The organism is Streptomyces sp. NPDC101181, assembly GCF_044767975.1.
Lineage (GTDB): Bacteria > Actinomycetota > Actinomycetes > Streptomycetales > Streptomycetaceae > Streptomyces.
In genome coordinates, this window is record NZ_JBIWOX010000026.1 from 41726 (window position 1) to 64936 (window position 23211).

The following is a 23211-nucleotide window of genomic DNA, read 5'->3' on the forward strand; positions in this document are numbered from 1 at the left end:
GAGGCGCGCCCTCACCGCAGGCGGCGCGCGCCCGCCGAGGGGACGGCGGTGAAGATCCCGGGGGCCGCGTGTCCGGCCGCGGCGAACGCCTTGGTGACGGCGTCCGCGACGGCGTCGGCCGCCCCCGCCTCGACCAGGACGATCGCCGAGCCGCCGAAGCCGCCGCCGGTCATCCGCGCCCCGAGCGCCCCGGCCTCGTTCGCCGCCGTGACCACCAGGTCCAGCTCCGGGCAGGAGACCCGCAGATCGTCGCGGAGCGAGCGGTGGCCCTCGTTCAGGACCGGGCCCGCGGCGCGGACCTCGCCCGCGTCGAGCAGTGCGATGACCTGCTCGACGCGGTGGTTGTCGCTGACCACGTGGCGTACGTAACGCAGGATGGACTCGGCCGCCCCGGCGTCGGCGAGGGTGGCGAGGCCCGCGGGGAGGTCCTCGTAGGGCAGGTCGCGGAGCATGGGTATCCCCAGCAGCCGGGCGCCCTCCTCGCACCCGGCGCGGCGCTCGGCGTACGCCCCGTCGCCCAGGGCGTGCTTGACCCGGGTGTCGACGACCAGGAGCGTCAGGCCCTGGGCGGCGAGGTCGAAGGGGACGTGGCGCAGCGAGAGGTCCCGGGTGTCCAGGTGCAGGGCGTGGCCCTCGGTGCAGCAGGCGGACGCCATCTGGTCCATGATCCCGGAGGGCACGCCGACGAAGTCGTTCTCGGCGCGGCGGCCGATGACGGCGAGTTCGGCGGGGGTCAGGCCGAGGTCGAAGAGGTCGTTCAGGGCGAGGGCGGTGACGACTTCCAGGGCGGCGGAGGAGGAGAGTCCGGCGCCGGTGGGGACGGTGGAGGTCAGCGCGATGTCGGCGCCGGTGACCGGGTGTCCGGCCGTGCGCAGCGCCCAGAGGACCCCGGCCGGGTAGGCGGCCCAGCCGTGGCCGGAGTGCGGGGTCAGTTCGTCGGTGCGCAGGGAGACGACGCCGCCGGGGACGTCGGTGGAGTAGAGGCGCAGGACGCCGTCGTCGCGGCGGGAGACGGCGGCGACGGCGGTGTGCGGGAGGGCGAGCGGCATGACGAAGCCGTCGTTGAAGTCGGTGTACTCGCCGATGAGGTTCACTCGTCCGGGTGCCGCCCAGATGCCGTCGGGCGTCTTCCCGTACAGCTCGGTGAAGGTGGCGGCCGGGTCGGCCGCGTGCCCCTCGGCGGCGGTCCCGGCCGGTTCGGGGGTCACGGTCGGTTCGGCGGTCTCGGTCATGGGGTGGTCGTGTCCTCTCGGCGGGCGAACTGCCAGGCGTCCGCGATGATTCCGGCCAGGTCGGCGCGGGAGGGCTGCCAGCCGAGGCGTTCGGCGGCGGTGGCGGCGGAGGCGACGAGGACGGCCGGGTCCCCGCCGCGGCGGGGGGCGGCGGTCTCGGGGACGGGGTGGCCGGTGACCTTGCGGACGGTCTCGACGACCTCGCGGACGGAGAAGCCGTTGCCGTTGCCGAGGTTGCAGATGAGGTGTTCGCCGGGGGTGGCGGCGTCCAGGGCGAGGAGGTGGGCGTCGGCGAGGTCGGCGACGTGGATGTAGTCGCGGACGCAGGTGCCGTCGGGGGTGGGGTAGTCGTCGCCGTAGACGCTGATCGACTCGCGCTTGCCGAGGGCGACCTGGAGGACGAGTGGGATGAGGTGGGACTCGGGGTCGTGGCGCTCGCCGCACTTTCCGTACGCCCCGGCCACGTTGAAGTAGCGCAGCGAGACGGCGGCGAGTGCGTGGGCGGTGGCCTCGCCGCTGATCATGTGGTCGACGGCGAGCTTGGAGGCGCCGTAGGGGCTGGTGGGGGCGGTGGGGTCGGTCTCGGTGATGGGGCTGGAGACCGGTTCGCCGTAGGTGGCGGCGGTGGAGGAGAAGACGAGGGTGCGCACCCCGTGTTCGCGCATGGCGGCGAGCAGGGCGGTGGTGCCGCCGACGTTGTTGACCCAGTACTTCTCGGGGTTGACGACGGACTCGCCAACCTGGGAGTAGGCGGCGAAGTGGAGGACGCCGTCGTAGGAGGGGTCCAGGTGGCGGGCGGCGTCCTGGACGCGGCCCTCGATGAAGGCGGCGCCGGCCGGGACGCCCTCGCGGAAGCCGGTGGAGAGGTCGTCGAGCACGGTGACGGTGTGCCCGGCCTCCAGCAGGTGCTGGGCGACGACGCTGCCGACGTATCCGGCGCCGCCGGTGACCAGGTACTTCCTGACCGGGCCGGTCGCGCCGCGGGGGCCGCTCCGGCTCGCCCCGGGGCCGCTCTCGCTCGGGGCGGTGCCGCCCTGGTTCCGGGGGGTGCCGCTCTCGCTCTGGGGGGTGCCGCTCTTGCTCTGAGGGGTGCCGCTCTCGCTCTGGGGGGTGCTCACTTGCTCGCTGCCTCTCGCAGTCGCCGGGCCGCGGTCTCCGGCGGTACGTCGTTGATGAACACGCTCATACCGGACTCGGAGCCCGCGAGGAACTTCAGCTTGCCGGAGGTCCGGCGAATGGTGAAAAGCTCCAGGTGCAGCGCGAAGTCCTCACGGCCGTCGATCCCGAACGGGGCCTGGTGCCAGGCGGAGATGTACGGGGTCGGCGGCTCGTCGGGGCCGAAGATCCGGTCGAAGCGCCTCAAGAGTTCCAGATAGACCTGTGGGAACTCTGTCCGTGCCGCGTCGTCGAGCGCGAGCAGGTCGGGGACGCGGCGGCGGGGGTGCAGGTGGACCTCGTAGGGCCAGTGGGCCGCGTACGGGACGTGGGCGATCCAGTGGTCGGTGGCGAGGACGACGCGGCTGCCGTCCCGCTCCTCGCGGGCGATCACGTCGTCGAAGAGGTTGCGGCCGGTCTCCGCGCGGTGCCGGGCGGCGGAGCGGAGCATCAGCTCGGTGCGGGGGGTGACGAAGGGGTAGCCGTAGATCTGGCCGTGCGGGTGGCCGAGGGTGACGCCGATCTCGGCGCCCCGGTTCTCGAAGCAGAAGACCTGGGTGACCTGGTCGAGAGCGCCCAGTTCGGCGGTGCGGTCGGTCCAGGCGGCGAGGACGAGGGCGGCCTGTTCCTCGGTGAGGTCGGCGAAGGACGCGTCGTGGTCGGAGGTGAAGCAGACGACCTCGCAGCGGCCGGAGTCCCCGGCGAGGGAGGGGAAGCGGTTCTCGAAGACGGCGACGTCGTAGTGGTCGTCCGGGATCTCGCTGAGCCGCCCGTCCCGGGTGGGGCAGAGGGGGCAGGCGTCGGCGGGCGGGTGGTAGGTGCGGGCCTGCCGGTGCGAGGCGATGGCGACGGCGTCCCCGAGGAGCGGGTCGCGACGGATCTCGGAGGAGGTCGCGACGGCGTCGAGGGGGCGGTGGTCGACGGCGTCGCGGACGGTGTCGTCGGCGAGGTCGTAGTAGATCAGCTCACGGCCGTCGGCGAGCGTCGTAACCGTCTTCTTCACCAGGGTCCTCCACCCGTTCCCCCAACAAACATAACCGCACATAACAAATCACAAGCAAACACCATCGGTCAATGGCCGACGCCGCCACTTCCCGCACCCTCCGCCCCATCCGGCTCGGCACCACCTCCCCGCGCCCCAGACACCCCGCACATGCCCCGCCTGCGCCCCCCATACTCGGACATTCCGCCATACCCGATCACGATCAAACAAAGAAGCCCATGGGCACTGTTCATTTCTCGAACATGAAGGCGTAGGTTCCGACGCGTTAAGTTCGTAACTTCGCGCAATGAAGCGAGTACCCCGCAATGCAGACACTGGCCGAAGGGCTTCGGCTCCCCACGAACGGGCTCGACTACGCCATCCTGGCGATCTACTTCGTCGTCGTACTCGGCATCGGCTTCATGGCCCGTGCGAGCGTGAAGACGAGCCTCGACTTCTTCCTCTCCGGACGGTCCCTGCCCGCCTGGGTGACCGGCCTCGCCTTCGTCGCGGCGAACCTCGGCGCCACCGAGATCCTCGGCATGGCGGCCACCGGCGCGCAGTACGGCGTCGCGGTGGTCCACTGGTACTGGATCGGCGCCATCCCCGCCATGGTCTTCCTCGGCCTGGTGATGATGCCGTTCTACTACCGGTCCAAGGTCCGCTCCGTCCCCGAGTTCCTGCTCCAGCGGTTCGACAAGTCCGCGCACCTGCTCAGCTCGGTCCTCTTCGCCTTCGCGGCGATCCTGATCGCGGGCGTCAACCTCTACGCCCTGTCGATCGTCGTGGAGGCGCTGCTGGGCTGGCCGCAGTGGGTCGCGATCGTCGTCGCGGGCCTGTTCGTGCTGGTCTACATCACCATCGGCGGTCTCTCCTCGGCGATCTACAACGAGGTGCTCCAGTTCTTCGTCATCCTCGCCGCGCTGATCCCGATCACCGTGCTGGGCCTCAAGCGGGTCGGCGGCTGGGGCGAGATGAGCGACCAGCTGACCCAGCAGCACGGCGGCGACTTCATGACCGCGTGGGGCGGCACCGGCATCGGTGACGCCAACCCGCTGGGCGCCAACTGGCTGACGATCATCCTCGGCCTCGGCTTCGTGCTCTCCTTCGGCTACTGGACGACGAACTTCGCCGAGGTGCAGCGCGCCCTGTCCGCGAAGAACCTCTCCGCCGCCAAGCGCACCCCGCTGATCGCCGCCTTCCCGAAGATCTTCATCGTCTTCGCGGTGATGATCCCGGGCCTGGTCGCCGCCGTGATCGTGCCGCAGATCGGCACGGCCGACTCCGATCTCACGTACAACGACGCGATCCCGCTGCTGATGCAGGAGCTGCTGCCCAACGGGGTGCTCGGCATCGCGGTGACCGGTCTGCTCGCCGCGTTCATGGCGGGGATGGCGGCCAACGTGTCCTCGTTCAACACGGTGTTCACGACCGACATCTGGCAGCGGTACGTGGTGAAGGACAAGCCGGACACGTACTACCTGAGGTTCGGGCGGCTGATCACCGCGATCGGGGTGCTCGCCTCGATCGGCACGGCGTTCATCGCCGCCAGCTTCTCGAACATCATGAGCTACCTCCAGACGCTGTTCTCCTTCTTCAACGTCCCGATGTTCGTCGTGTTCATCATCGGCATGTTCTGGAAGCGCGCCTCCATGAAGTCCGGTGTCTGGGGTCTGGTCGCGGGCACCGCCGCCGCCATGATCAACTACTTCTGGATCTACAAGGGCGGGATCATCGACATCCCCTCCGACCAGGGCGCCAACTTCGTCTCCGCGATCGTCGGCTTCGTCGCCGGTGCCGTGGTCATGGTCGTCGTCACCCTCTTCACCGCACCGAAACCCGAGGCGGAGCTGGCCGGTCTGGTGTACGGGACCGAGTCCCCGAGCCCGGACGAGGCGCTGGAGGAGGCCGACAAGGCCTGGTACCGCAAGCCCGCGCTGCTCGGCTGGGGCGCGATCGTGCTCGCCGCCGCCTGCTACATCCCCTACTCGTTCTGATCGGAGGAATCCACCATGTCCGACCTGCACAAGGAAGTCTCCGAGCTGGAGCGCAAGTCCGCGACGGCGGCCCGGCTGTTCGACATCCGGCGGATCATCGGCGGCCTGTTCGTGGTCTACGGGGTGATCGTCACCCTGGCCGGGATCAGCCCCTCCGACGCCGACCTGGAGAAGGCCGAGGGCGTCCACATCAACCTGTGGACCGGGCTCGCGATGCTGGCGCTCGGCCTGTTCTTCCTCATCTGGATGAAGCTGCGCCCGGCCGAGGCCCCGGCGCTCCCGGCCGAGGACCAGGAGACCGGCGCGGGCTGACCCGCCTGCCGCCGAGGCCACCCCGCGGGGGCTGTGCGTCACCCGTCCTGTCCGGGTCCGCACGGCCCCCGCGTGCCGTGGGCGTCGCCCGCGGCCCGCTCCAGCAGTCCCGTACGGGCCGCGAGGGCGGCCGCCTCCAGCCGGGAGCCGACCCCCAGCTTCATCAGGACCCGCTGCACATGGGTGCGCGCGGTGCTCGGGGCGATGCGCATCCCGGCCGCGATCAGCCGGGTGTCCTCGCCCTCGGCCACCCGCACCAGCACCTCCGCCTCGCGCGGGGTGAGCAGCCGCAGCAGCCGCCGCCCCTCGTCGTCGGGCTGGGCCGCCGGGTTCAGCAGCTCCGCGAAGGCCCCGCGCAGCAGCTGCGGGGCGATGGCGGACTCCCCCGCCCGCGCCTTGAGCATGGCCCGCTCGACGCCCTCGATGCGCTCGTCGTGCCGTACGTACCCGGCGGCCCCGGCGGCGAACGCGGCGGCGATCCCGCGCGGGCTGGGCACCGGACCGAGGACCACCACCGCCACCTGCGGGCGCTCCCGGCCGATCCGGGCGATCGGGTCGAAGACCCCGGGGGCGGCGGGCGACGCCGTACCGAAGAGGCACACCTCAGGGGCCCGGCCGACCACCAGTTCCGCCGCCCCCGAGGTGGGCGCCGCGGCGGCGAGCACCCGGTGGCCGCGCAGTTTCAGCGCCGAGGCGAGTGCCTCGGCGAGCAGGCGGTGATCGTCGACCACCATGAGCCGAACGCCCATCGGAAAAGCCCCCAGTGCCCCTGTTACCGCCCCGTACGGCGACCCCCCGGGTCTCCTGCCCCGGCAAGGTACACGCTTGTTCGACACCGCGCGGCCCCAACGGGGCAGAAGCCCCCCAGAATGCCGAATTCCGCGCTGTTCGAGGCTCGTTGACCGACGAACGGTGACCGTTCCGGAGGCGGAAACGATCAGGCCCCGCCGGTCGGTGATCGACCGGCGGGGCCCTCATCGGTGTGCGCCCTGCCCTCGGGAACCGCGGGCGGTCACTGCGCGCGGAAGCCGAGCGCCAGATACAGTTTGCGGTCGAGGTCGCTGCCGCTGCGCTCGCTGATGAGCTTCTTGGACTTGAAGAAGCGCCCCTGCCCGTAGAGGAACTCGGTGTGGTCGGTGGAGAAGCGGGTCTCCGCGTCCCGGACCGCCTCGTCGCTCGGGTTCTCCAGCAGCAGCGTCTGCTTGAAGGTCTCCCCGTTGATGGAGACGATCTGGCCGCCCTTGTCGTACGGGGGCTGCTTGTAGGCGATGACGTTGGTGCCGTCCATCCGGAGCGGGACCAGGGTGTAGCGGTCGCCCGCGTCCGCACGGGCGCCCATGAGCTTGCCGGTCTTCAGGTCGAAGGCGACGACCTCGTTGGTGTCGCCGTACTCCCCGGTGCCGTCGTGCTGCTCGGTCGGCAGGTAGAGCCGGTTGTTGCCGACGGCCATGTGCTGGCACTGCTCGACGTCGGTGGAGCCGCAGCGCGCCGCGTACTGGTCGGCGTCGGCGGGGATGCGCACGATCAGCTTGCCGGTCGCCGCGTCGATGGAGAAGAAGTCGGAGATGCCGCTGCCGTCCCCGGCGGTGTCGCCGACGTCGGCCGCGACCACCAGCGGCTTGGTGGAGACGATGGCCGCGTAGTCGACGCCCGCGGGCATCTTGAAGGTGGACAGCGGTGCGCCGGTCGCCGGGTTCAGCGCCTGGATCTCCAGCTGCGGACTGTCGTACGTACCGCACTTGCGGACCGTGGCGAGGGCCTCGCCGCCCGCGTAGCCCATGTCGTAGCAGCCGTCCGAGCCGACCTTCGGCTTCCACAGCTCGGCGCCGTTGTCCAGCTTGAAGGCGGCGCCGCCCCGGGTGCCGCCCGCGGCGACGGTGGTCCCGCTCAGGGTGACCTCGTCGAAGCGGATCTGCTGGTCACCGCCGGTGGCGCCGGTGACGCCCTTGCTCCACAGCAGCTTGCCGGTGGTCAGGTCGATGACGCCGACCTGGTTGCAGGAGGGGTACTTGTTCGCCTTGGTGGCCTTGGACTCCTCGAAGAGGATGGCCGTCTTGTAGTCCTTGCTCATGTGCCGGGACGCGCCGCAGACCTCGCCCTCCAGCGGCAGGGTCCACAGTTCGGTGCCCTTGTCCGCGTCGTAGGCGACGACCTCGCTGACGCCGCTCTTGACGAACGCCTTGTCGGTGAGCCAGGAGCCCGCGACCGTGGTGACGTCGGTGACCTTCGGCTCGGGGATCTGGAAGGCGACCTTCGCCTTGGTGCTGGCGGGCGCCTTCTCCTCGCCGCCGGCCAGCCCGTCGCCCTCGCCGCCCTTGCCTTCGCCGCCCTTGCCCTCACCGCCGGAGGTGGACGCCTGGTCGGTGCCGCCGTTCTTGTCGTCGCCGCCGGTGTTGGCGTAGATGACACCCGCGCCGATGATCAGCACGACGGCGACGGCCGCGGCCAGGATGATCTGCATCTGGGTGGAGAACTTCTTGCCGCCCCCGCCGCCGGCCGGGCCGGGCTGCGGGGCCCCGTACATCGGCTGGGTGGGGTAGCCGTACCCCTGCTGGGGCATTCCGGGCTGACCGGGCGGGCCGCCGGGCCCCTGCGGGTAGCCGTAGCCGGGCTGCGCCTGCGGGTAGCCGTAGCCGTTCGGCTGCGGCGCCGGCGGGGTGGGGTAGCCACCCTGCGGGGGCGGGCTGCCGTAGCCACCGGCCGGCGGGGCCGACGGGACGGTCGGCGGCTGCTGGGGCTGGTGGGGGTGCTGCTGGGGGTGCTGCGGCTGCTGCGGCTGCTTGGCGAAGGGGTCCGCGGGCGGCGGGGTCGGTGCGCCGAACCCTCCGGGCGGCGGGTCCTGCGGCGCGCCGAAGCCGCCGGAGGGCGGAGCGGCGGGCGGCGTCGGGGGGGTGTTCGGCTGCGGCGGGCCGGGCGGGGTGTCCGCGGGTCCGTTCGACGGCCCGTCGGAGGGCTCGTTGGGTGGCTGCGGGGGCGGCTGCGTCATGGCGTGCGTACCTCGGGTGAGCGGGAGGAGCGGGGACGATGGTGTGGGTCGTGTCCGGCCCGGACGGGGCCGGTGCGGACCGGATACGGCGGGTGCCGTTCGCGGAACGGGTTCGGCCAGGTGCCGTCGCGGACCGGACGCGGCGGGGTGCCGTCGCGACCGGAGCCGGTCGGGCGCTGGTGCGGCGGGAGCGGTCCGGTGCTGTCACGACCGGGCGGTCCGTGCTGTCGCCCGGCCGGTCAGGTGCTGTGGCGGGCGGTCACTTGCTGAACGCCAGCAGGGTGGACTGCTCCAGCTCCTCCTTGTCGTTCCCGGCGCTCACGCGCTCGCTGAAGACGAAGGAGCGGCCGCCCTCGTAGAGGACCTTGGCCGAGAAGAAGCCGTTCTCGATCCGGCCGGCGCCCCCGGGGTGCTGGAGCACCGTCCTGGGCGTGCCACCGGTCGCCGCGAGCGTCACGATCGCTCCGCTCGCGTCGTACTTCGGCCGCAGGTAGAGCACCAGGTCGCCGCCCTCCATACGGAGCGGCTTCAGGACCCGTCCGTCCGGGGCCGGGGCCTCCCACCGGGGCTTGCCGGTGTTCAGGTCGAAGGCGATGACCTTGTTGGTGCGGGCGGCCCCGCTGCCGTCGTCCTTCGTGGCCATGTAGAAGGTGTTGGCGTCGGCGGCGACGCCGCTGCACCCTTCGAGCTTCTTGCCGAAGATCGCGAAGCTGTTGCCGCAGTCGGCGACGAGCGTGTCGCCCTTGGCGGGCGTCAGCTGGGAGCGGAGCTTGCCGCTCTCGGTGAGCGCGGCGATCGCCCACTGCTTCTTGTCGCCCTGGTCGAGCCGGACGACGAGCGGGCTGACCGAGTAGACCTTGCTGACCTCCCAGCCACGCGGCGGCTGGTAGGTCCACTTGGGCTTCCCGGTGGCCGGGTCCAGCTCCTGGACCTGCTGCTGCGGGTTCTTGACGTCGTCGGTGCGGCAGCTGGCGGCGGCGATGAGCTTGGGTCCCCCGGCGAAGGCGAAGGGCTTGCAGGTGCCTTCGGGGGTGGCGAAGAGTGCCTTGCCGTCGCTGACGCGGTAGGCGTTGGAGTTGCCGGTGCGCCCGACGGCGACGGTGTCCCCGCTGATGGCGAGGCCGATGTCGGAGAGGAAGTCCCAGCTGCCGTTCTTCTTGACCGACTGCTTCCAGCCGGCCTTGCCGGTGGTGAGGTCGATCATCTGGAGGACCGAGCAGGTGGCCTTGTCCGTGGTGCCGTCCTTCACCCCGATGACGATCTTGCCGTCGGCGGTGGGGGTGTTGGGCGTGGCGCACACGTCGGCGGGGAGCGGGAGGTTCCACTTCTCCTTGCCGTCGGCGACGGAGTAGGCGGAGACCTTCCGGTACATGGCCTTGACGATGAGGTCGCCCGCGAACCAGGGGCCGTGCACGGAGGCGCCGCTGCGCGGCAGGTCGATGTCGTTCTTCTGGAGCCAGGCGACCTTCGCCTCGCCCGGCTTGCGCCCGGCGTTGAGGTCCTCGTTCGCCTCCCGGCCGTCGCCGTTGCCGTCGCCCTGGTCGACCGTCGGGGACTCGGCGGGGGCCTTGGGGTCGGCAGGTCCGGTGCTCTGGCCCGCGACGGGCTTCTTGTCGTCGCCGCTGTCGCCCACGACGAACCAGACGCCGACTCCGGCGGCCACGACCACGGCGAGCGCCGCCGCGACCACGATGCCGGTCTTCCCCCTGAGGCCCCCGCCACCGGACCCCGGTCCGCCGGGTGCGGGAGAGCCGGGGTACTGCTGCTGCGGGTAGCCGTAGGGCTGCGTCGGCTGGCCGTACGGGCCCGGGGCCTGCTGTCCGTACGGGCCGGGCTGCTGACCGTACGGGCCCGGCTGGCCGTACGGGCCGGGCGCCTGGCCGGGCTGGCCGTAGGGGCCGGGCGCCTGGCCGGGCTGCTGCGGGTAGCCGTAACCGGGCTGCTCGCCGGGAGGCGTCTGCGGGTAGCCGTAGCCCGGTGCGCCGGTGGGCGGCGTCTGCGGGTAGCCGTAGCCGGGAGCGCCGGAGGGCGGCGTCTGCGGCTGGGCGGGCGGCGGGCCCTGGGGCGGCGGCGGAGTCCCCTGCGGCTGCTCCTGCGGAGCCCCGAAGCCTCCCTGCGGCGGTGGCTGGCTGGGCGGCTGGCTCATCAGCACGTCCCCCTTCGTGCGGCCCGGTGCGCGATCCGGTCTCCCCCGCATTTCCCAGGAGGGTCAATCCCCCTCGGAAAGGAGCGAATCGGGCATGGCTTCCGCGGTGTTACGACAGTCGGGCGGGGCTTCTTTCTACCACCCGTCCACGGTCGAACACCGGATCGGTCCAGCCCCTGTTCCCAAGGGAGAACCGGGTCGTGATGCCCTCGTTACGCCCGGCCGGAGGTGATGGACAGTCACCGAAGGCGATCACCGCCCGCGGCTCCCTCTCCCCCTCGCCGGGCGCCCCCACCACCACCCCCGTCAGGCGTCCTCGGCCAGTTCCAGCCAGCGCATCTCCAGTTCGTCGCGCTCGGTGACCAGTTCGCGCAGTTCCGCGTCGAGCCCCGCGACCTTCTCGAAGTCGGTGGCGTGCTCCGCGATCTGCTGGTGCAGCGTGGTCTCGCGGGTGGAGAGCTTGTCCAGCTGCCGCTCGACCTTCTGCAACTCCTTCTTCGCGGCGCGGGCCTCCTGCGCCGAGACGGCGGGAGCGGCCGGGGCCGGGGCGGAGCGGGGTGCGGCGGAGGGGGTCGCCTCCTCCTCCATCCGCTGCCTGCGCTCCAGGTACTCGTCGATGCCGCGCGGCAGCATCCGCAGGGCGCGGTCGCCGAGGAGGGCCATCACCCGGTCCGTGGTGCGCTCGATGAAGAACCGGTCGTGGGAGATCACGATCATCGACCCGGGCCAGCCGTCGAGGAGGTCCTCCAGCTGGGTCAGGGTCTCGATGTCCAGGTCGTTGGTGGGCTCGTCGAGGAAGAGGACGTTGGGCTCGTCCATCAGGAGCCGCAGGATCTGGAGCCGGCGGCGCTCACCGCCGGAGAGGTCGCCGACCGGCGTCCACTGCTTCTCCTTGGTGAAGCCGAACTGCTCGCAGAGCTGACCGGCGGTCATCTCCCGGCCCTTGCCGAGGTCGACCCGGTCGCGCACCTGCTGGACGGCCTCCAGGACCCGGAGCGCCGGGTTGAGCTCGTGGACCTCCTGGGAGAGGTAGGCGAGCCTGACGGTCTTGCCGACGACGATCTTCCCGGCCGCGGGCTGCTCCTCGCCCTGGGTACGGGAGGCCTCGGCGAGGGCGCGCAACAGCGAGGTCTTGCCCGCGCCGTTGACGCCGACCAGGCCGATGCGGTCACCGGGGCCGAGCTGCCAGGTCAGGTGGGTGAGGAGGGTCTTGGGCCCGGCCTGGACGGTCACGTCCTCCAGGTCGAACACGGTCTTGCCGAGGCGGGCGTTGGCGAACTTCATCAGCTCGCTGGTGTCGCGCGGCGGCGGCACGTCGGCGATGAGTTCGTTGGCGGCCTCGATGCGGTAGCGCGGCTTGGAGGTACGGGCGGGGGCGCCGCGGCGCAGCCAGGCCAGCTCCTTGCGCATGAGGTTCTGCCGCTTGGTCTCCTCGGTGGCCGCGATGCGCTCCCGCTCGGCGCGGGCGAAGACGTAGTCGCTGTAGCCGCCCTCGTACTCGTGGACGGTGCCGCGCTGGACGTCCCACATGCGGGTGCAGACCTGGTCGAGGAACCACCGGTCGTGGGTGACGCAGACGAGGGCGGAGCGGCGGACGCGCAGATGCCCGGCGAGCCAGGAGATGCCCTCGACGTCGAGGTGGTTGGTGGGCTCGTCGAGGACGATCAGGTCCTGCTCGGCGATGAGCAGCTTGGCCAGGGCGATGCGGCGGCGCTCGCCGCCGGAGAGCGGGGCGATGACGGTGTCGAGGCCGTGCTCGAAGCCGGGCAGCGCGAGCCCGCCGAAGAGCCCGGTCAGCACATCGCGGATCTTGGCGCTGCCCGCCCACTCGTGGTCGGCGAGGTCGCCGATGACCTCGTGGCGGATGGTCGCCTCCGGGTCGAGCGAGTCGTGCTGGGTGAGCACGCCGAGCCGCAGCCCGCCGCTGTGCGTGACGCGGCCGGTGTCCGCCTCCTCCAGCTTGGCGAGCATCCGGATGAGGGTGGTCTTGCCGTCGCCGTTGCGGCCCACGACACCGATCCGGTCGCCCTCGGAGACCCCGAGGGATACGCCGTCGAGCAGGGCACGGGTGCCGTACACCTTGCTGACCTGCTCGACATTGACCAGATTGACGGCCATTTCACTCCTGTCCGGGGGATCGATCGACCGTCCCAGGGTACGGCGCGGCGGAGGGGGGCCGGTCCGGGGCCGGGGCCGGCCGGACGCCGGGATAGCCTCGTGCGGGTGTTTTGCGATCGACGGGGGAAATCTGTGGGTTCGGCGGTGGTGACCGTCCTGGTGGTGGACGACGACGCGCTGGTACGCGACGGTCTCAAGCGCATCCTGGAGTCGGCCGACGACATCCGGGTGCCAGCGGTCTGCGGCCCCGGCGACGCGCTGGAGCTGGCCCGGCTGCACCGGCCGGACGTGGCGCTGGTGGATCTGCACATGCCGGGTACGGACGGCGTCGAGGTGCTGCGCGGTCTGCGGTCCTCGGCGCGGCCGCCGCGGGTGGCGGTGCTGACGGGTTTCGGCGCGGACGAGCACGTGCGGCGGGCCCTGCGGGCGGGGGCGGCCGGTTTCCTCCTCAAGGACTCCGCGGTGGACGAGCTGATACCCGGGGTGCGGCTGCTGGCCGCAGGGGGCAGTGCGCTCTCCGAGCGGGTCGTCCGTTCGCTGCCGGGCTCCGCGGCCGAGGAGGTGACCGGGCCCGAGGACCCGCCGGGGGTCCGGCTGCTGACCGCGCGGGAGCGCGAGGTGCTGGCGCTGCTGCCCTCGGGCATGTCCAACGAGGAGATCGGCCGTCGGCTGTTCCTGAGCCGGACCACGGTCCGTGACCACGTGAGTGCCGTACTCACCAAACTGGGCGCGGCCAACCGCGTCCAGGCGGCCGTCATCGCGTCCGGGATGTGCCGGGAGCGTCCGGGACGCCTCGCCGCGCCGGGCGCGGGCGACCGGTGAGCGCGACCGGCGTCCGGCCAGGGCGCCGTGCGGTACCGGTGTGGGCGTCGTGGCGCCGGGGCGGACCGGCCGGAGGCGCGCTCGCGGACGGCGTCGTGGTCGCCGCCGCGGGGGCGGAGCTGCTGACCGTGGTGGGCGAGGTCGGTCCGCTGACGCTGGCCACGTACCTGGTGGCGGTGGGCGCGCTGGCCGTGCGGCGCCGGTGGCCGCTGCTGGTCGTCGCCGCGGCGGTGCCCGCCGCGGCGACCGGGTATCTGTGGCTGGCGCCGATGTTCGCGCTCGGCACGGCGGCCCGGCTGGTGCAAGGGGGCGCGGTGGTGGGCGGGGCCGCGGCCGGGATGTTCCTCGCCGCGCTCTCGCCCCTGGCGTACGAGATCCGACGCGGCGGGGAGCTGGGTTCCCCGGCCGCCCTCGCGGCGGGTCTGCTGGGGCCCGCGCTGCTGGCCGCCGGGCCGACGCTGCTGGGGCGGGTGGCCCGCAGCCGTCGGGCTCTGGGTGAGCGGCTGGCCGAGGCGCGGGCGGCGCTGGCCCGGGAGCACCGGCTCGCCGAGGAGCGGGCGGTGACGGCCGAACGGGCCCGGCTGGCCCGCGAGATGCACGACATCGTCTCGCACCACGTCAGCCGGATCGCCGTCGAGGCTGGGGTGCTGAGCGTCACCGCGGACACCCCCGAGGCGCGCCGGGCCGGGGCCCGTATCGGCAGGATCAGCTCCCTCGCCATGACCGAGCTGCGGGACACCCTGGAGGTGCTGCGGGACCCGTCGGCGGCGGGGAGCGGTCCCGGCTCCCTCGCGGACCTGCCCGCGCTGGTCGCGGAGAGCGGGGTCGCCGCGTCGTTCACGGACCGGGTGCCGGCGGACGCCGAGCCGGGCCCGGAGACGGAGTACGCCGCCTACCGCACGGTGCAGGAGGCGCTGACGAACGTTCTGCGGCACGCTCCGGGGGCGCGGGCCCGGGTGGTGCTGGCGCTGAGGGACGGCGTCCTGCTGGTCGATGTCGCCAACGGCCCGCCGCCCGGGGGCGCCGACGCGGCCGGGGTGCCGGGGGCGGGGCTCGGGCTGTCCGGGCTGCGGGAGCGCGCCGCGCTGCTGGGGGGCGGGGTGGAGGCAGGTCCGGCCGACGGCGGCGGGTTCCTGGTCAGCGCGCGGCTGCCGCTGTCCGGGCCGGTCCGACAGGTGTAGGGCCACACCCCCGACATCCGGGCGGATGAAAGGCGCGAAAGCCACCATGTACGGCACATCCGGCTGGTGGGCCTTGCGGCTGTTCCGCATGGTTCGTTACAACTCGACGCGCGCCGACCGGCGTCCGCCCCGCCGGGCAGTTTCAGCTGCCGGGCACCGTCAGAAGGAAACATCGCACGTGTCTGTCTCCATCCTCAGCCGCACCACCCTCCGCCGCGTCGCCGTCGCCGTCGCGGGCCTGACCGCGACCGGCGTCCTGCTCACCGCGACCACCGCTCAGGCCACCCCGGCCGAGCGCCCCGCACCCGGGGTGCCGGTGGGCGCGACGGCGGACGACGAGGCGTTGGCCCTCGCCTTCGAGGAGGCTCTGCGGATCATCGACGCGATCCCCGAGAAGGTCCTGGCCGAGGGTGAGGAGGCCACGGTGCGGTGGCTGGAGGCGCACGGCCGGAGCACGGCCGCGGCGGACGGCACCCCGGTGCTCTACGCGTTCAACCTGGGCGGCTGCGCCCGGGGCATCGCTCTGGCGGTCGGCTCCAACATCTTCGCCATCGCCAAGGTCTACAAGGTGAAGAAGGCCATCGACAAGCTCGGTGGTGTGAACAAGGTGATCAAGAAGATCCAGTCCAAGAAGAAGAAGGGCAAGACCTTCAAGAACGGGATCATGGAGGTCTTCGAGGAGGCGGGTGGCGGCATCGGCGCCATCGCCGCCGAGATCCTCGGCATCGACGGCGTCGTCAAGAACTGCTGGTAGCCGGGGAAGCAGGAGAGGGGTTTCTGCCGATGGCAGTCGTCGCGACCGTGCTGCGCTGGGTCTTCCTCGTGGCCGGAGTGGCCGTTCTGGCCGCCTTCCTCGTCAGCGCCGCCCGGGCGCGTATCGCCGGCACCCGCTTCGGTGAGCTGGTCGACGTGCTGGAGAGCCGGTGGTTCGCCCCGGGTCAGGTGTTCTTCGCCGTACTGGCGGGTCTCGCCGGATCCTGGGCCGCGGGCTGGGTGGGCGGGGACCGTCCGCCCCTCCTGGAATCCGTGCCGGTCCTGTTCCCGCTGGGCGTCGTCGCCGCGTTCCTCGTACGCCGCGCGGGCGGGGGCGGAGACTCGGCCAGGGACGGCAGGGCCTTCCTGGTGAGGCTGCTGGCGCTGCTGGTGGCGCCGCTGCTGCTGGGCGGCGTGATGACGGGCTGGTGAAGCCGACGGGCCGGACACGGGGCGGCGGGGCCTGCGGGGCCCGCCGCCCGCCGTCCCCCTACAGCCGCTGAACCCCGCCTGGCAGCGGCCCCCGCCCCGCCCGCTCCACCAGCAGCCAGCCGCCGAGGGTCATCGCCACGGCGCCCGGGGCGCTGACCGGGAGGGCGATCAGCAGGGCCGTGCGGCCCTCCAGCAGGCCGTCGAAGCCGACCACGGACAGTCCCAGCACGCCGAGCAGACAGAGCGTCGCGCCCAGGGCGGCCAGGGGGCCGGCGCCGGGGGGCGCGGACACCGCGAGCGGGCCGCGGCGCGCGTCGGCGGCTCCCGGTGGCGTGGCAGGGGGGCGCTCGGCGGTGCGGAAGGCGGCGACCAGGGCGGCGGTCAGGGCGGCCGCGAGGACCAGCCGCGGCGGGACCTGCGCCCACCAGGCGGCCGATCCGGGTTCGGGCAACGGCAGGCGCAGGGCGAGCATCGCCCCGTAGACCCCGAACATCGCCGTGAGGTGCCAGAGGAACGCGGTCATCGCCACCCCGTTGGCGGCGACCACCACGCGCCAGGCCCGGGGGCGGGCCAGCAGGCGGGCGGCCGGGGCGCGGAGGAGTTCGACCGCGCCGAGGAGCCACAGGCCGTGGGCGAGCAGGGCGAGGGTGGGCGGGGCCATGTTGCTGACCTTCTCGCCGGGCATTCCGACCATGGACAGCGGGTAGGGCCCGAACGCCACCAGCGCGGTCGCGGCGAGCAGGCCCGCACCGGCGAGGAGCGCGGGACGGCTGAGGCGGCCGTCGGCGCGCAGGAAGCCGAGCTGGTGGACGGCCAGCCAGACGAACGCGAAGTTGAGGAACTCGACGTACGGGACCCCGGCGGCGAACCGCAGGACGTCCACGGCGGCCGCCGCGCCCGCCAGACCCGCGAACGCGCCCCAGCCGTAGCGCTCGTGCAGCCGCAGCAGCGGCGGGGTGAACGCGACCATCGCCAGGTAGATCCCGATGAACCACAGCGGCTGGGTCACCATCCGCAGCGTGACGCCGGTCAGCCCGCCGCCCCCGCCCAGGAGTTGGACCAGCAGCGCCGCCGCGCCCCAGACCAGGACGAAGACCGTGGTGGGGCGCAGCAGCCGCTGGAGACGGGCGCGCAGGAACGCGGAGTAGACGGAGTCCTCGGACCCTTCGGGGCGTCTGCGGAGCAGCGAACGGTAGGACAGCGCGTGCGAGAAGCCGCCGACGAAGAAGAACACCGGCATGACCTGGAGCAGCCAGGTCAGCGGCTGGAGGGCCGGGACCACGGCCAGCAGGTTGCCGACCCCGTCCGGGGTGACGGCGGCCATCAGCCAGTGTCCGAGGACCACCGTGGCGAGCGAGGCGACCCGCAGGAGGTCGACGTAGCGGTCCCGGGTGGCGGGTGTCGCCCCGGCGCGTTCACGAACACTTGATCCCATGCCCGTACGGTCGCGTGCGCCGGGTGGGGGACGGCAGCGTCTTCGTACTCACCCGGGGGGTGAGTACGTGCGCCGGACCGCCCGTGCCCCCGGGGCGGGTGACACCGCGACGCGGGTGTCGCGGCATGTTCCCGAGGCCGCCAGCCCGGCCGCCACCTTCTCGGCCGCCTCCTCGTCCGCCGCCAGGAACGCCGTGGTCGGCCCGGAGCCGGAGACCAGGGCGGCCAGCGCCCCCGCCGCCGTGCCCGCCGCCAGGGTGTCGGCGAGGGAGGGGCGCAGGGAGAGCGCGGCGGGCTGGAGGTCGTTGCTCAGGGTGGCCGCGAGGGCTCCGGGGTCGCCGGAGCGCAGGGCGGCGAGCAGGTCGGGGGAGGCGGTCGGTTCGGGGATGTCCGTCCCCGCGGTGAGGCGGTCGAACTCGCCGTAGACGGCGGGGGTGGAGAGGCCCCCGTCCGCCACCGCGAAGACCCAGTGGAACGTTCCGCCGACCTCGACCGGGGTCAGCTTCTCGCCGCGTCCGGTGCCGAGCGCGGCCCCGCCGACCAGGCTGAAGGGCACGTCGCTGCCCAGTTCGGCGCAGATCGCCAGCAGTTCGTCGCGGCTCGCGCCGGTCCCCCACAGGGCGTCGCAGGCGACCAGGGCGGCGGCCCCGTCGGCGCTGCCGCCCGCCATGCCGCCCGCGACCGGGATGTCCTTGGCGATGTGGAGGTGGACGGCCGGGTCGACGCCGTGGCGCTCGGCCAGCGCGAGGGCGGCGCGGGCAGCGAGGTTGGTGGCGTCCAGCGGGACCCGGGCGGCGTCCGGGCCTACGCAGGTGATGCGCAGTTCGTCGGCGGGGGCCGCGGTGACCTCGTCGTACAGGCCGACCGCGAGGAAGACGTTGGCCAGGTCGTGGAAGCCGTCCGCGCGGGCCGCGCCCACGGCGAGCTGCACGTTGACCTTGGCGGGGACGCGGACGGTGACGCCCGCGGGGTCAGCGCTCACCGGGACGGCACCTCCGGCTTGTGCTCCGCGATCGCCGCGAACTCCTCCACCGTCAGCGACTCCCCGCGCGCCTGCGGCGAGATCCCGGCGGCGAGGAGGGCGGCCTCGGCGGCGGGCGCGGACCCGGCCCAGCCGGACAGGGCGGCGCGGAGCGTCTTGCGGCGCTGGGCGAAGGCGGCGTCCACCACGGCGAAGACCTCGGTGCGGGAGGCCCGGGTGGCGAGGGGTTCGGTGCGGCGGACCAGCGAGACGAGGCCGGAGTCGACGTTCGGGGCGGGCCAGAAGACGCTGCGGCCGATCGCCCCGGCGCGCTTGACCTCCGCGTACCAGTTGGCCTTCACCGAGGGTACGCCGTAGACCTTGTTGCCGGGGCGGGCGGCGAGCCGGTCGGCGACCTCGGACTGGACCATGACGAGGGTGCGCTCGATGCTCGGGAAGCGTTCCAGCATGGTGAGCAGGACCGGCACGGCCACGTTGTACGGGAGGTTCGCGACGAGCGCGGTGGGCGCGGGGCCCGGCAGTTCGGTGACCAGCATCGCGTCCGAGTGGACGAGGGCGAAGCGGTCGGCGCGCTCCGGCATCCGGGCCTGGACCGTGGCGGGCAGCGCGGCCGCGAGGGTGTCGTCGATCTCGACCGCGACCACCCGGTCCGCCGCCTCCAGCAGCGCCAGGGTCAGCGAGCCGAGCCCGGGGCCGACCTCGACGACCACGTCGTCCGGGCGTACCTCGGCCGTGCGCACGATGCGGCGGACGGTGTTGGCGTCGATGACGAAGTTCTGACCGCGCTGCTTGGTGGGGCGTACGCCCAGCGTCGCGGCCAGGTCGCGGATGTCTGCGGGGCCCAGGAGGGCGTCGGGCTCTGTGCTGCTCACCCGGTAAGCCTACGGCCGCAGAGCGGCCACGGACTCGCCCCCCGCTGCACGTACAGCTTCTTCGCCCGGTGCGTCTGCTCGGCGGCGGGGGCGTTCTGCGGGCGTCCGGAGCCGCCGAGGGAGTGCCAGGTCTGTGCGTCGAACTGGTAGAGCCCGCCGTACGTCCCGCTCGGGTCGACCGCCGTCGGCCGTCCGCCGGACTCGCAGGCGGCGAGCGCGGACCAGTTCAGCCCGTCCGCCCCGCCGGGCGACGCGGGGCGCTGCCGGGTGCCGGTGCGCACGACGCGGCTGACCGGCCGGTGGACCAGCTCCTCGGCGGTCCGGCGGGGCGTGAGGCGTACGCCGTTGACGGTCCGCACGGCGTAGGTGACCCGGCGCACCCCGTTGCGGCCCGCCCGCTCGACGCGTTCGACGCCCCGGAACAGCGCGGGGTCCTCGCTCCGCTCGACGGCGTAGGGGACGGTCTCCTCGCGCACCTCGTGGGTGTCGGTGATCCGCAGGACGGAGACGGTCTGGCCGTCGCGCGGGAAGCTGCCGGGGGCGACGGAGGTGGTGTCCTGGCCCTCCAGGGTGATGCCGGCCTGGGCGAGCGCCTCGCGGACGGTGGCGGCGTTGGTGCGCAGGGTGCGCTCCTGGCCGTCGGCCATGAAGGTCACGGTGCGTTCGGTGCGGACGGTGAGGGCCAGACCTGTGCGGGCGATACGGGTGGAGCGGGCGGCGGAGAGGTGGGCGCCCTCGGCCCGCACCCCGAACTCGCGCAGCGCCCCGGCCACGGTGTCGGCGGTCGTCCACACCTGGTGGCGGACGCCGTCGAGGGTGAGGGTGACGGGCCGCCCGTAGCGGACGACGACCTCGTCGCCGTGGCCGATCCCGGTGCCGGGGGCCGGGGAGACGCGGTCGTGCGCGCCGACGGTGACGCCCTCGTCCGCGAGGAGTTCGGTGACGTCGTCGGCGAAGGTGTGCAGGGTCCGGGGCGCGCCGTCGACGTCCAGCCGGACCGCCTTGTCCTGGGCGACGAACGCGGTGGTGCCGCCCGCCAGGAACGCGACGACGAGGGCCCGGGGGACGAGCCGCTTGAGCGCCAGGTTCCCGGCGTCCGCGTCGGGGGTCCGCCGCCCCGCGGCCCGCCGGGCGGCGGGGCGGGCGGGGACCTGCCGGGGCACCCCGAGCGGCGCGGGCGCGGCAGGCGGGGTGAGCGGCGCGGGCGGGAGGGCGGCGACGGCCGGGGCGGGCGTGAACGGCGCGGGGGTGTACGGCGCGGCGACGGTCGGCGCGGGGGTGGTCGGCGCGGCGACGGTCGGGGCGGGGGTGAACGGGGCGGAGGTGGCCGGCGCGGCGACGGACGGCGCGGGGGTGGTCGGTTCTGTCGCGACGAGCCCGTCGGCGACGGTCAGGTGGTCGTGGAGCGTGCCGGGGAAGGCCACCGGTGCCGGGACCCCGGAGGCGGTGGGAGGTGGTGCGAGCGCCCTGCGCCGACCGCCGCGTACCGCCCGGTGACTGCCCTGCGAAGTGCTCACGCCGCTCCCGAAGTTCCGCCAGCCGCCCCCTGTGTGCGGGGGGACGATAGCGGAGCTCCGGTCACTCTCCAAAGTCGGACGGACACGTGGAGTGTTCAGAGGGGTGGAGGGGACACCGGACCCGGGCCGGGCGCGGCCCCGGAACCGGGGCGTGCGGGGCCTCGGGAGGGGCGGGCCCGGGGCCCTCAGAAGTCGAAGGCGCGGGCGGTGTTGTCGTAGACCGCGGCGGCCAGGGCGTCCTCCTCCAGACCCTTCACCGCAGCCATGGCGCGGAGGGTGACGGGGATGAGGTAGGGGGCGTTGGGCCGCCCCCGGTAGGGCGCCGGGGTGAGGAACGGGGCGTCCGTCTCGACCAGGACCAGCCCCGTGGGGGCGACGGCGAGCGCGTCGCGCAGCGGCTGGGCGTTCTTGAAGGTCACGTTGCCCGCGAAGGACATGAAGTATCCGGCGGCCGCGCAGATCCGGGCCATCTCCGCGTCGCCGGAGTAGCAGTGGAACACCGTCCGCTCGGGCGCCCCGGCGTCCGCGAGGACCCGCAGGACGTCGGCGTGCGCGTCCCGGTCGTGGATGACCAGGGCCTTGCCGTGCCGCTTGGCGATCTCGATGTGCGCCCGGAACGACTCCTCCTGGGCGGCGACGCCCTCGGGGCCGGTACGGAAGAAGTCCAGGCCCGTCTCGCCGACCGCCCGGACGTGGTCGAGGGCGGCCAGCGCGTCGATCTCGGCGAGCGCCTCGTCCAGCGCCGCCTTGCCGCCCGGCCCCCTGGCCCCCTGGCGCGCGGTGCCCCCGGGGTCGCCGTGCACGATGCGCGGTGCCTCGTTGGGGTGCAGGGCCACCGAGGCGTGGACGGCGGTGTGGGCGGCCGCGGTCTCGGCGGCCCAGTGGGAGCCCGGCACGTCGCAGCCGACCTGGACCACCGTCGTGACGTTGACCGCGGCGGCGCGGGCGAGGGCCTCCTCGACGGTGCCGTCCTGCATGTCGAGGTGGGTGTGGGAGTCGGCGACCGGAACCCGCAGGGGGTCGGGCAGCGGCGGGGCTTCGGTACGGCTCATGCCGACGACTCTACGAGGGCCGGGCCCTCGTGGAGTCGTCGGCCTCGGGTGCGTCAGTGGCCCGTCACCCGGGCGGAACGGGCCGCGCCGTCCGCGGCGGGAGGAGGCCCGTCACCTGCGGTGGGACAGGCCTGCCGCCTCCGGTGGGACAGGTCCGTCACCTGCGGTGGGGCAGGTCCGTCACCTGCGGTGGGACAGGTTCGTCGGCTGCGGCGGAACGGGCCTGTCACCTGCGGATGGCCAGGTCCGTCACCTGCGGTGGAACGGGTGGAGCAGGTCGGCGAGCCGCCAGTGGCGCTCCGGGGCGGCGGCCGACACCGACGGGTCGTGGGCGGTGCGCGGGGCGGGCTGCTTGCGCAGGAGCTCCTGGACCCCGGCGACCCGGCCCGCCCGCATGATGCGCACCACGTGTCCGCCGCAGTTGGTGCAGGTGGGCGTGGAGAGCGGGGACGGGACGCGCAGGCCGTCGGCGGTGTAGACGACGAACTGGTGCCCGTGGATGTCCGTGTGGTGCTCTATCTCGTAGGACTGCTCCCATCCGTACCCGCACTTCATGCAGGCGAAGGCGTAGGCCTCGTGGACGGTGGTCGCTGCGATCTCGCTCATGCCCGCTCCTCTGGTCCGCCGGTCAGGCGCTCCGGGGACGGCCGGTCCGGGCGAGGGTTTCGCCGGGCGGCCCGTCCCCTCCAGTGGACACCTGGACCCGGGTGGACGCACCAGCTCACAGCGGATATTGGTGCGTTCTTGGCCTCCTTTGGCCGCCCCTTTGCCGCTCCATGGCCCGGCTGAGGAACGGGGCAGGACGGGCCGTGACCGGCGGGCCACCGAGCGCCCCCGCGCACGCCGGTTGCCCTCTGCGAACGCGCCCGCGCACCACCCCGCACCCACCCGGCTTCTCCCCCGAATTCCCGGGCTTTTCGCCGTCCGGGGCACCTGGAATTCACTATTCAATTGAATGCAGAATTTCCACCGCTGTCACGTCCCGATTTGCGGGCCCCGCTTTTCTGCTTTTCACTCGTTACGTCCACCCCATTTCCCACAGGACGGGGAGCATCACATGTTCACGACGGACACCACTGCCACCGACATCGAGCTGGACCTCGACACGGCTCTCAACCCGGGCGAGGCCGAGGGGATCTACCGGGACTCGCGTGAGTGCGCGTACCTCGCGCTCCTCGCGGGCGGCGGCGCTCTGCTGCTCTCGCCCCCGACCCCGCGCCCGAAGAAGGGCTGAACGT

At 73.3% G+C, this 23211-nt stretch carries 20 protein-coding genes; 7 read left to right on the forward strand and 13 right to left on the reverse strand.

Annotated features, from left to right (window positions below):
• Positions 1–11: 11 nt before the first annotated feature.
• The 3 genes from galK to galT all read right to left on the reverse strand — a co-directional run bounded on the left by galK (position 12) and on the right by galT (position 3390).
• Positions 12–1232: a galactokinase gene (gene galK, locus ACIRRU_RS28275; RefSeq protein ID WP_403685150.1), complete on the reverse strand. Its 1221-nt coding sequence runs from the start codon at positions 1230–1232 to the stop codon at positions 12–14.
• Positions 1229–2185 carry a UDP-glucose 4-epimerase GalE gene (gene galE, locus ACIRRU_RS28280; RefSeq protein WP_403685180.1) on the reverse strand — a complete coding sequence of 319 codons (957 nt, stop codon included), beginning with the start codon at positions 2183–2185 and terminating at the stop codon, positions 1229–1231. Before galE ends, galK begins: the two co-directional genes overlap by 4 nt.
• A 161-nt stretch (positions 2186–2346) precedes the next feature.
• Positions 2347–3390 (reverse strand): galactose-1-phosphate uridylyltransferase, encoded by a 1044-nt coding sequence (galT, locus tag ACIRRU_RS28285; RefSeq protein WP_403685151.1) that lies wholly within the window; start codon positions 3388–3390, stop codon positions 2347–2349.
• Positions 3391–3695: 305 nt separating this feature from the next.
• Between galT and ACIRRU_RS28290 the strand changes: the two genes are divergently transcribed.
• A complete protein-coding gene (locus ACIRRU_RS28290) occupies positions 3696–5366 on the forward strand; it encodes a sodium:solute symporter family protein (protein WP_403685152.1) in 1671 nt (556 codons plus the stop codon).
• 15 nt (positions 5367–5381) lie between these two features.
• Positions 5382–5678: a hypothetical protein gene (locus tag ACIRRU_RS28295; protein WP_363201219.1), complete on the forward strand. Its 297-nt coding sequence runs from the start codon at positions 5382–5384 to the stop codon at positions 5676–5678.
• 38 nt (positions 5679–5716) lie between these two features.
• Here the strand turns inward: ACIRRU_RS28295 and ACIRRU_RS28300 are convergent, their stop codons facing one another.
• The 4 genes from ACIRRU_RS28300 to ACIRRU_RS28315 form a co-directional block, all read right to left on the reverse strand.
• Positions 5717–6427 carry a LuxR C-terminal-related transcriptional regulator gene (locus tag ACIRRU_RS28300; protein WP_403685154.1) on the reverse strand — a complete coding sequence of 237 codons (711 nt, stop codon included), beginning with the start codon at positions 6425–6427 and terminating at the stop codon, positions 5717–5719.
• 263 nt (positions 6428–6690) lie between these two features.
• Positions 6691–8664 (reverse strand): PQQ-binding-like beta-propeller repeat protein, encoded by a 1974-nt coding sequence (locus ACIRRU_RS28305; protein WP_403685155.1) that lies wholly within the window; start codon positions 8662–8664, stop codon positions 6691–6693.
• Between the two features lie 259 nt (positions 8665–8923).
• Positions 8924–10810 (reverse strand): PQQ-binding-like beta-propeller repeat protein, encoded by a 1887-nt coding sequence (locus ACIRRU_RS28310; RefSeq protein WP_403685157.1) that lies wholly within the window; start codon positions 10808–10810, stop codon positions 8924–8926.
• Between the two features lie 306 nt (positions 10811–11116).
• The gene (locus tag ACIRRU_RS28315) at positions 11117–12928 is read right to left on the reverse strand and encodes an ABC-F family ATP-binding cassette domain-containing protein (protein WP_363201215.1); all 1812 of its coding nucleotides are present in this window, start codon (positions 12926–12928) and stop codon (positions 11117–11119) included.
• A 132-nt stretch (positions 12929–13060) separates the two neighbouring features.
• Here ACIRRU_RS28315 and ACIRRU_RS28320 point away from each other — a divergent pair, with 132 nt between their 5' ends.
• The 4 genes from ACIRRU_RS28320 (at position 13061) to ACIRRU_RS28335 (ending at position 16116) form a co-directional block, all read left to right on the forward strand.
• Complete coding sequence (locus tag ACIRRU_RS28320; protein ID WP_403685158.1) at positions 13061–13750, forward strand: response regulator; 690 nt, start codon at positions 13061–13063, stop codon at positions 13748–13750.
• 38 nt (positions 13751–13788) lie between these two features.
• Positions 13789–14931, forward strand: a complete 1143-nt coding sequence (locus tag ACIRRU_RS28325) for a sensor histidine kinase (RefSeq protein WP_403685160.1) — start codon at positions 13789–13791, stop codon at positions 14929–14931.
• A 178-nt stretch (positions 14932–15109) separates the two neighbouring features.
• The gene (locus ACIRRU_RS28330) at positions 15110–15685 is read left to right on the forward strand and encodes a hypothetical protein (RefSeq protein WP_403685162.1); all 576 of its coding nucleotides are present in this window, start codon (positions 15110–15112) and stop codon (positions 15683–15685) included.
• A 29-nt stretch (positions 15686–15714) separates the two neighbouring features.
• A complete protein-coding gene (locus ACIRRU_RS28335) occupies positions 15715–16116 on the forward strand; it encodes a hypothetical protein (protein WP_403685164.1) in 402 nt (133 codons plus the stop codon).
• A 58-nt stretch (positions 16117–16174) separates the two neighbouring features.
• On the opposite strand, the gene ACIRRU_RS28340 is transcribed toward ACIRRU_RS28335, so the two are convergent.
• The 6 genes from ACIRRU_RS28340 to ACIRRU_RS28365 form a co-directional block, all read right to left on the reverse strand.
• Complete coding sequence (locus ACIRRU_RS28340; protein WP_403685166.1) at positions 16175–17551, reverse strand: acyltransferase; 1377 nt, start codon at positions 17549–17551, stop codon at positions 16175–16177.
• A 48-nt stretch (positions 17552–17599) separates the two neighbouring features.
• Positions 17600–18532, reverse strand: coding sequence for a 4-(cytidine 5'-diphospho)-2-C-methyl-D-erythritol kinase (locus ACIRRU_RS28345; RefSeq protein WP_403685167.1), 933 nt, complete (start codon positions 18530–18532; stop codon positions 17600–17602).
• Entirely contained in the window at positions 18529–19404 is an 876-nt protein-coding gene (gene rsmA / locus ACIRRU_RS28350; protein WP_403685168.1) for a 16S rRNA (adenine(1518)-N(6)/adenine(1519)-N(6))-dimethyltransferase RsmA, read from the reverse strand. Before rsmA ends, ACIRRU_RS28345 begins: the two co-directional genes overlap by 4 nt.
• Positions 19401–20567, reverse strand: a complete 1167-nt coding sequence (locus tag ACIRRU_RS28355; RefSeq protein ID WP_403685181.1) for a ubiquitin-like domain-containing protein — start codon at positions 20565–20567, stop codon at positions 19401–19403. The genes rsmA and ACIRRU_RS28355 overlap by 4 nt, the downstream gene beginning before the upstream one ends.
• Positions 20568–21106: 539 nt before the next feature.
• Positions 21107–21973, reverse strand: coding sequence for a TatD family hydrolase (locus tag ACIRRU_RS28360; protein ID WP_403685169.1), 867 nt, complete (start codon positions 21971–21973; stop codon positions 21107–21109).
• 249 nt (positions 21974–22222) lie between these two features.
• Entirely contained in the window at positions 22223–22579 is a 357-nt protein-coding gene (locus ACIRRU_RS28365; RefSeq protein WP_403685170.1) for a hypothetical protein, read from the reverse strand.
• Between the two features lie 451 nt (positions 22580–23030).
• Here ACIRRU_RS28365 and ACIRRU_RS28370 point away from each other — a divergent pair, with 451 nt between their 5' ends.
• The gene (locus ACIRRU_RS28370; RefSeq protein WP_363201206.1) at positions 23031–23207 is read left to right on the forward strand and encodes a hypothetical protein; all 177 of its coding nucleotides are present in this window, start codon (positions 23031–23033) and stop codon (positions 23205–23207) included.
• Positions 23208–23211 lie beyond the last annotated feature (4 nt).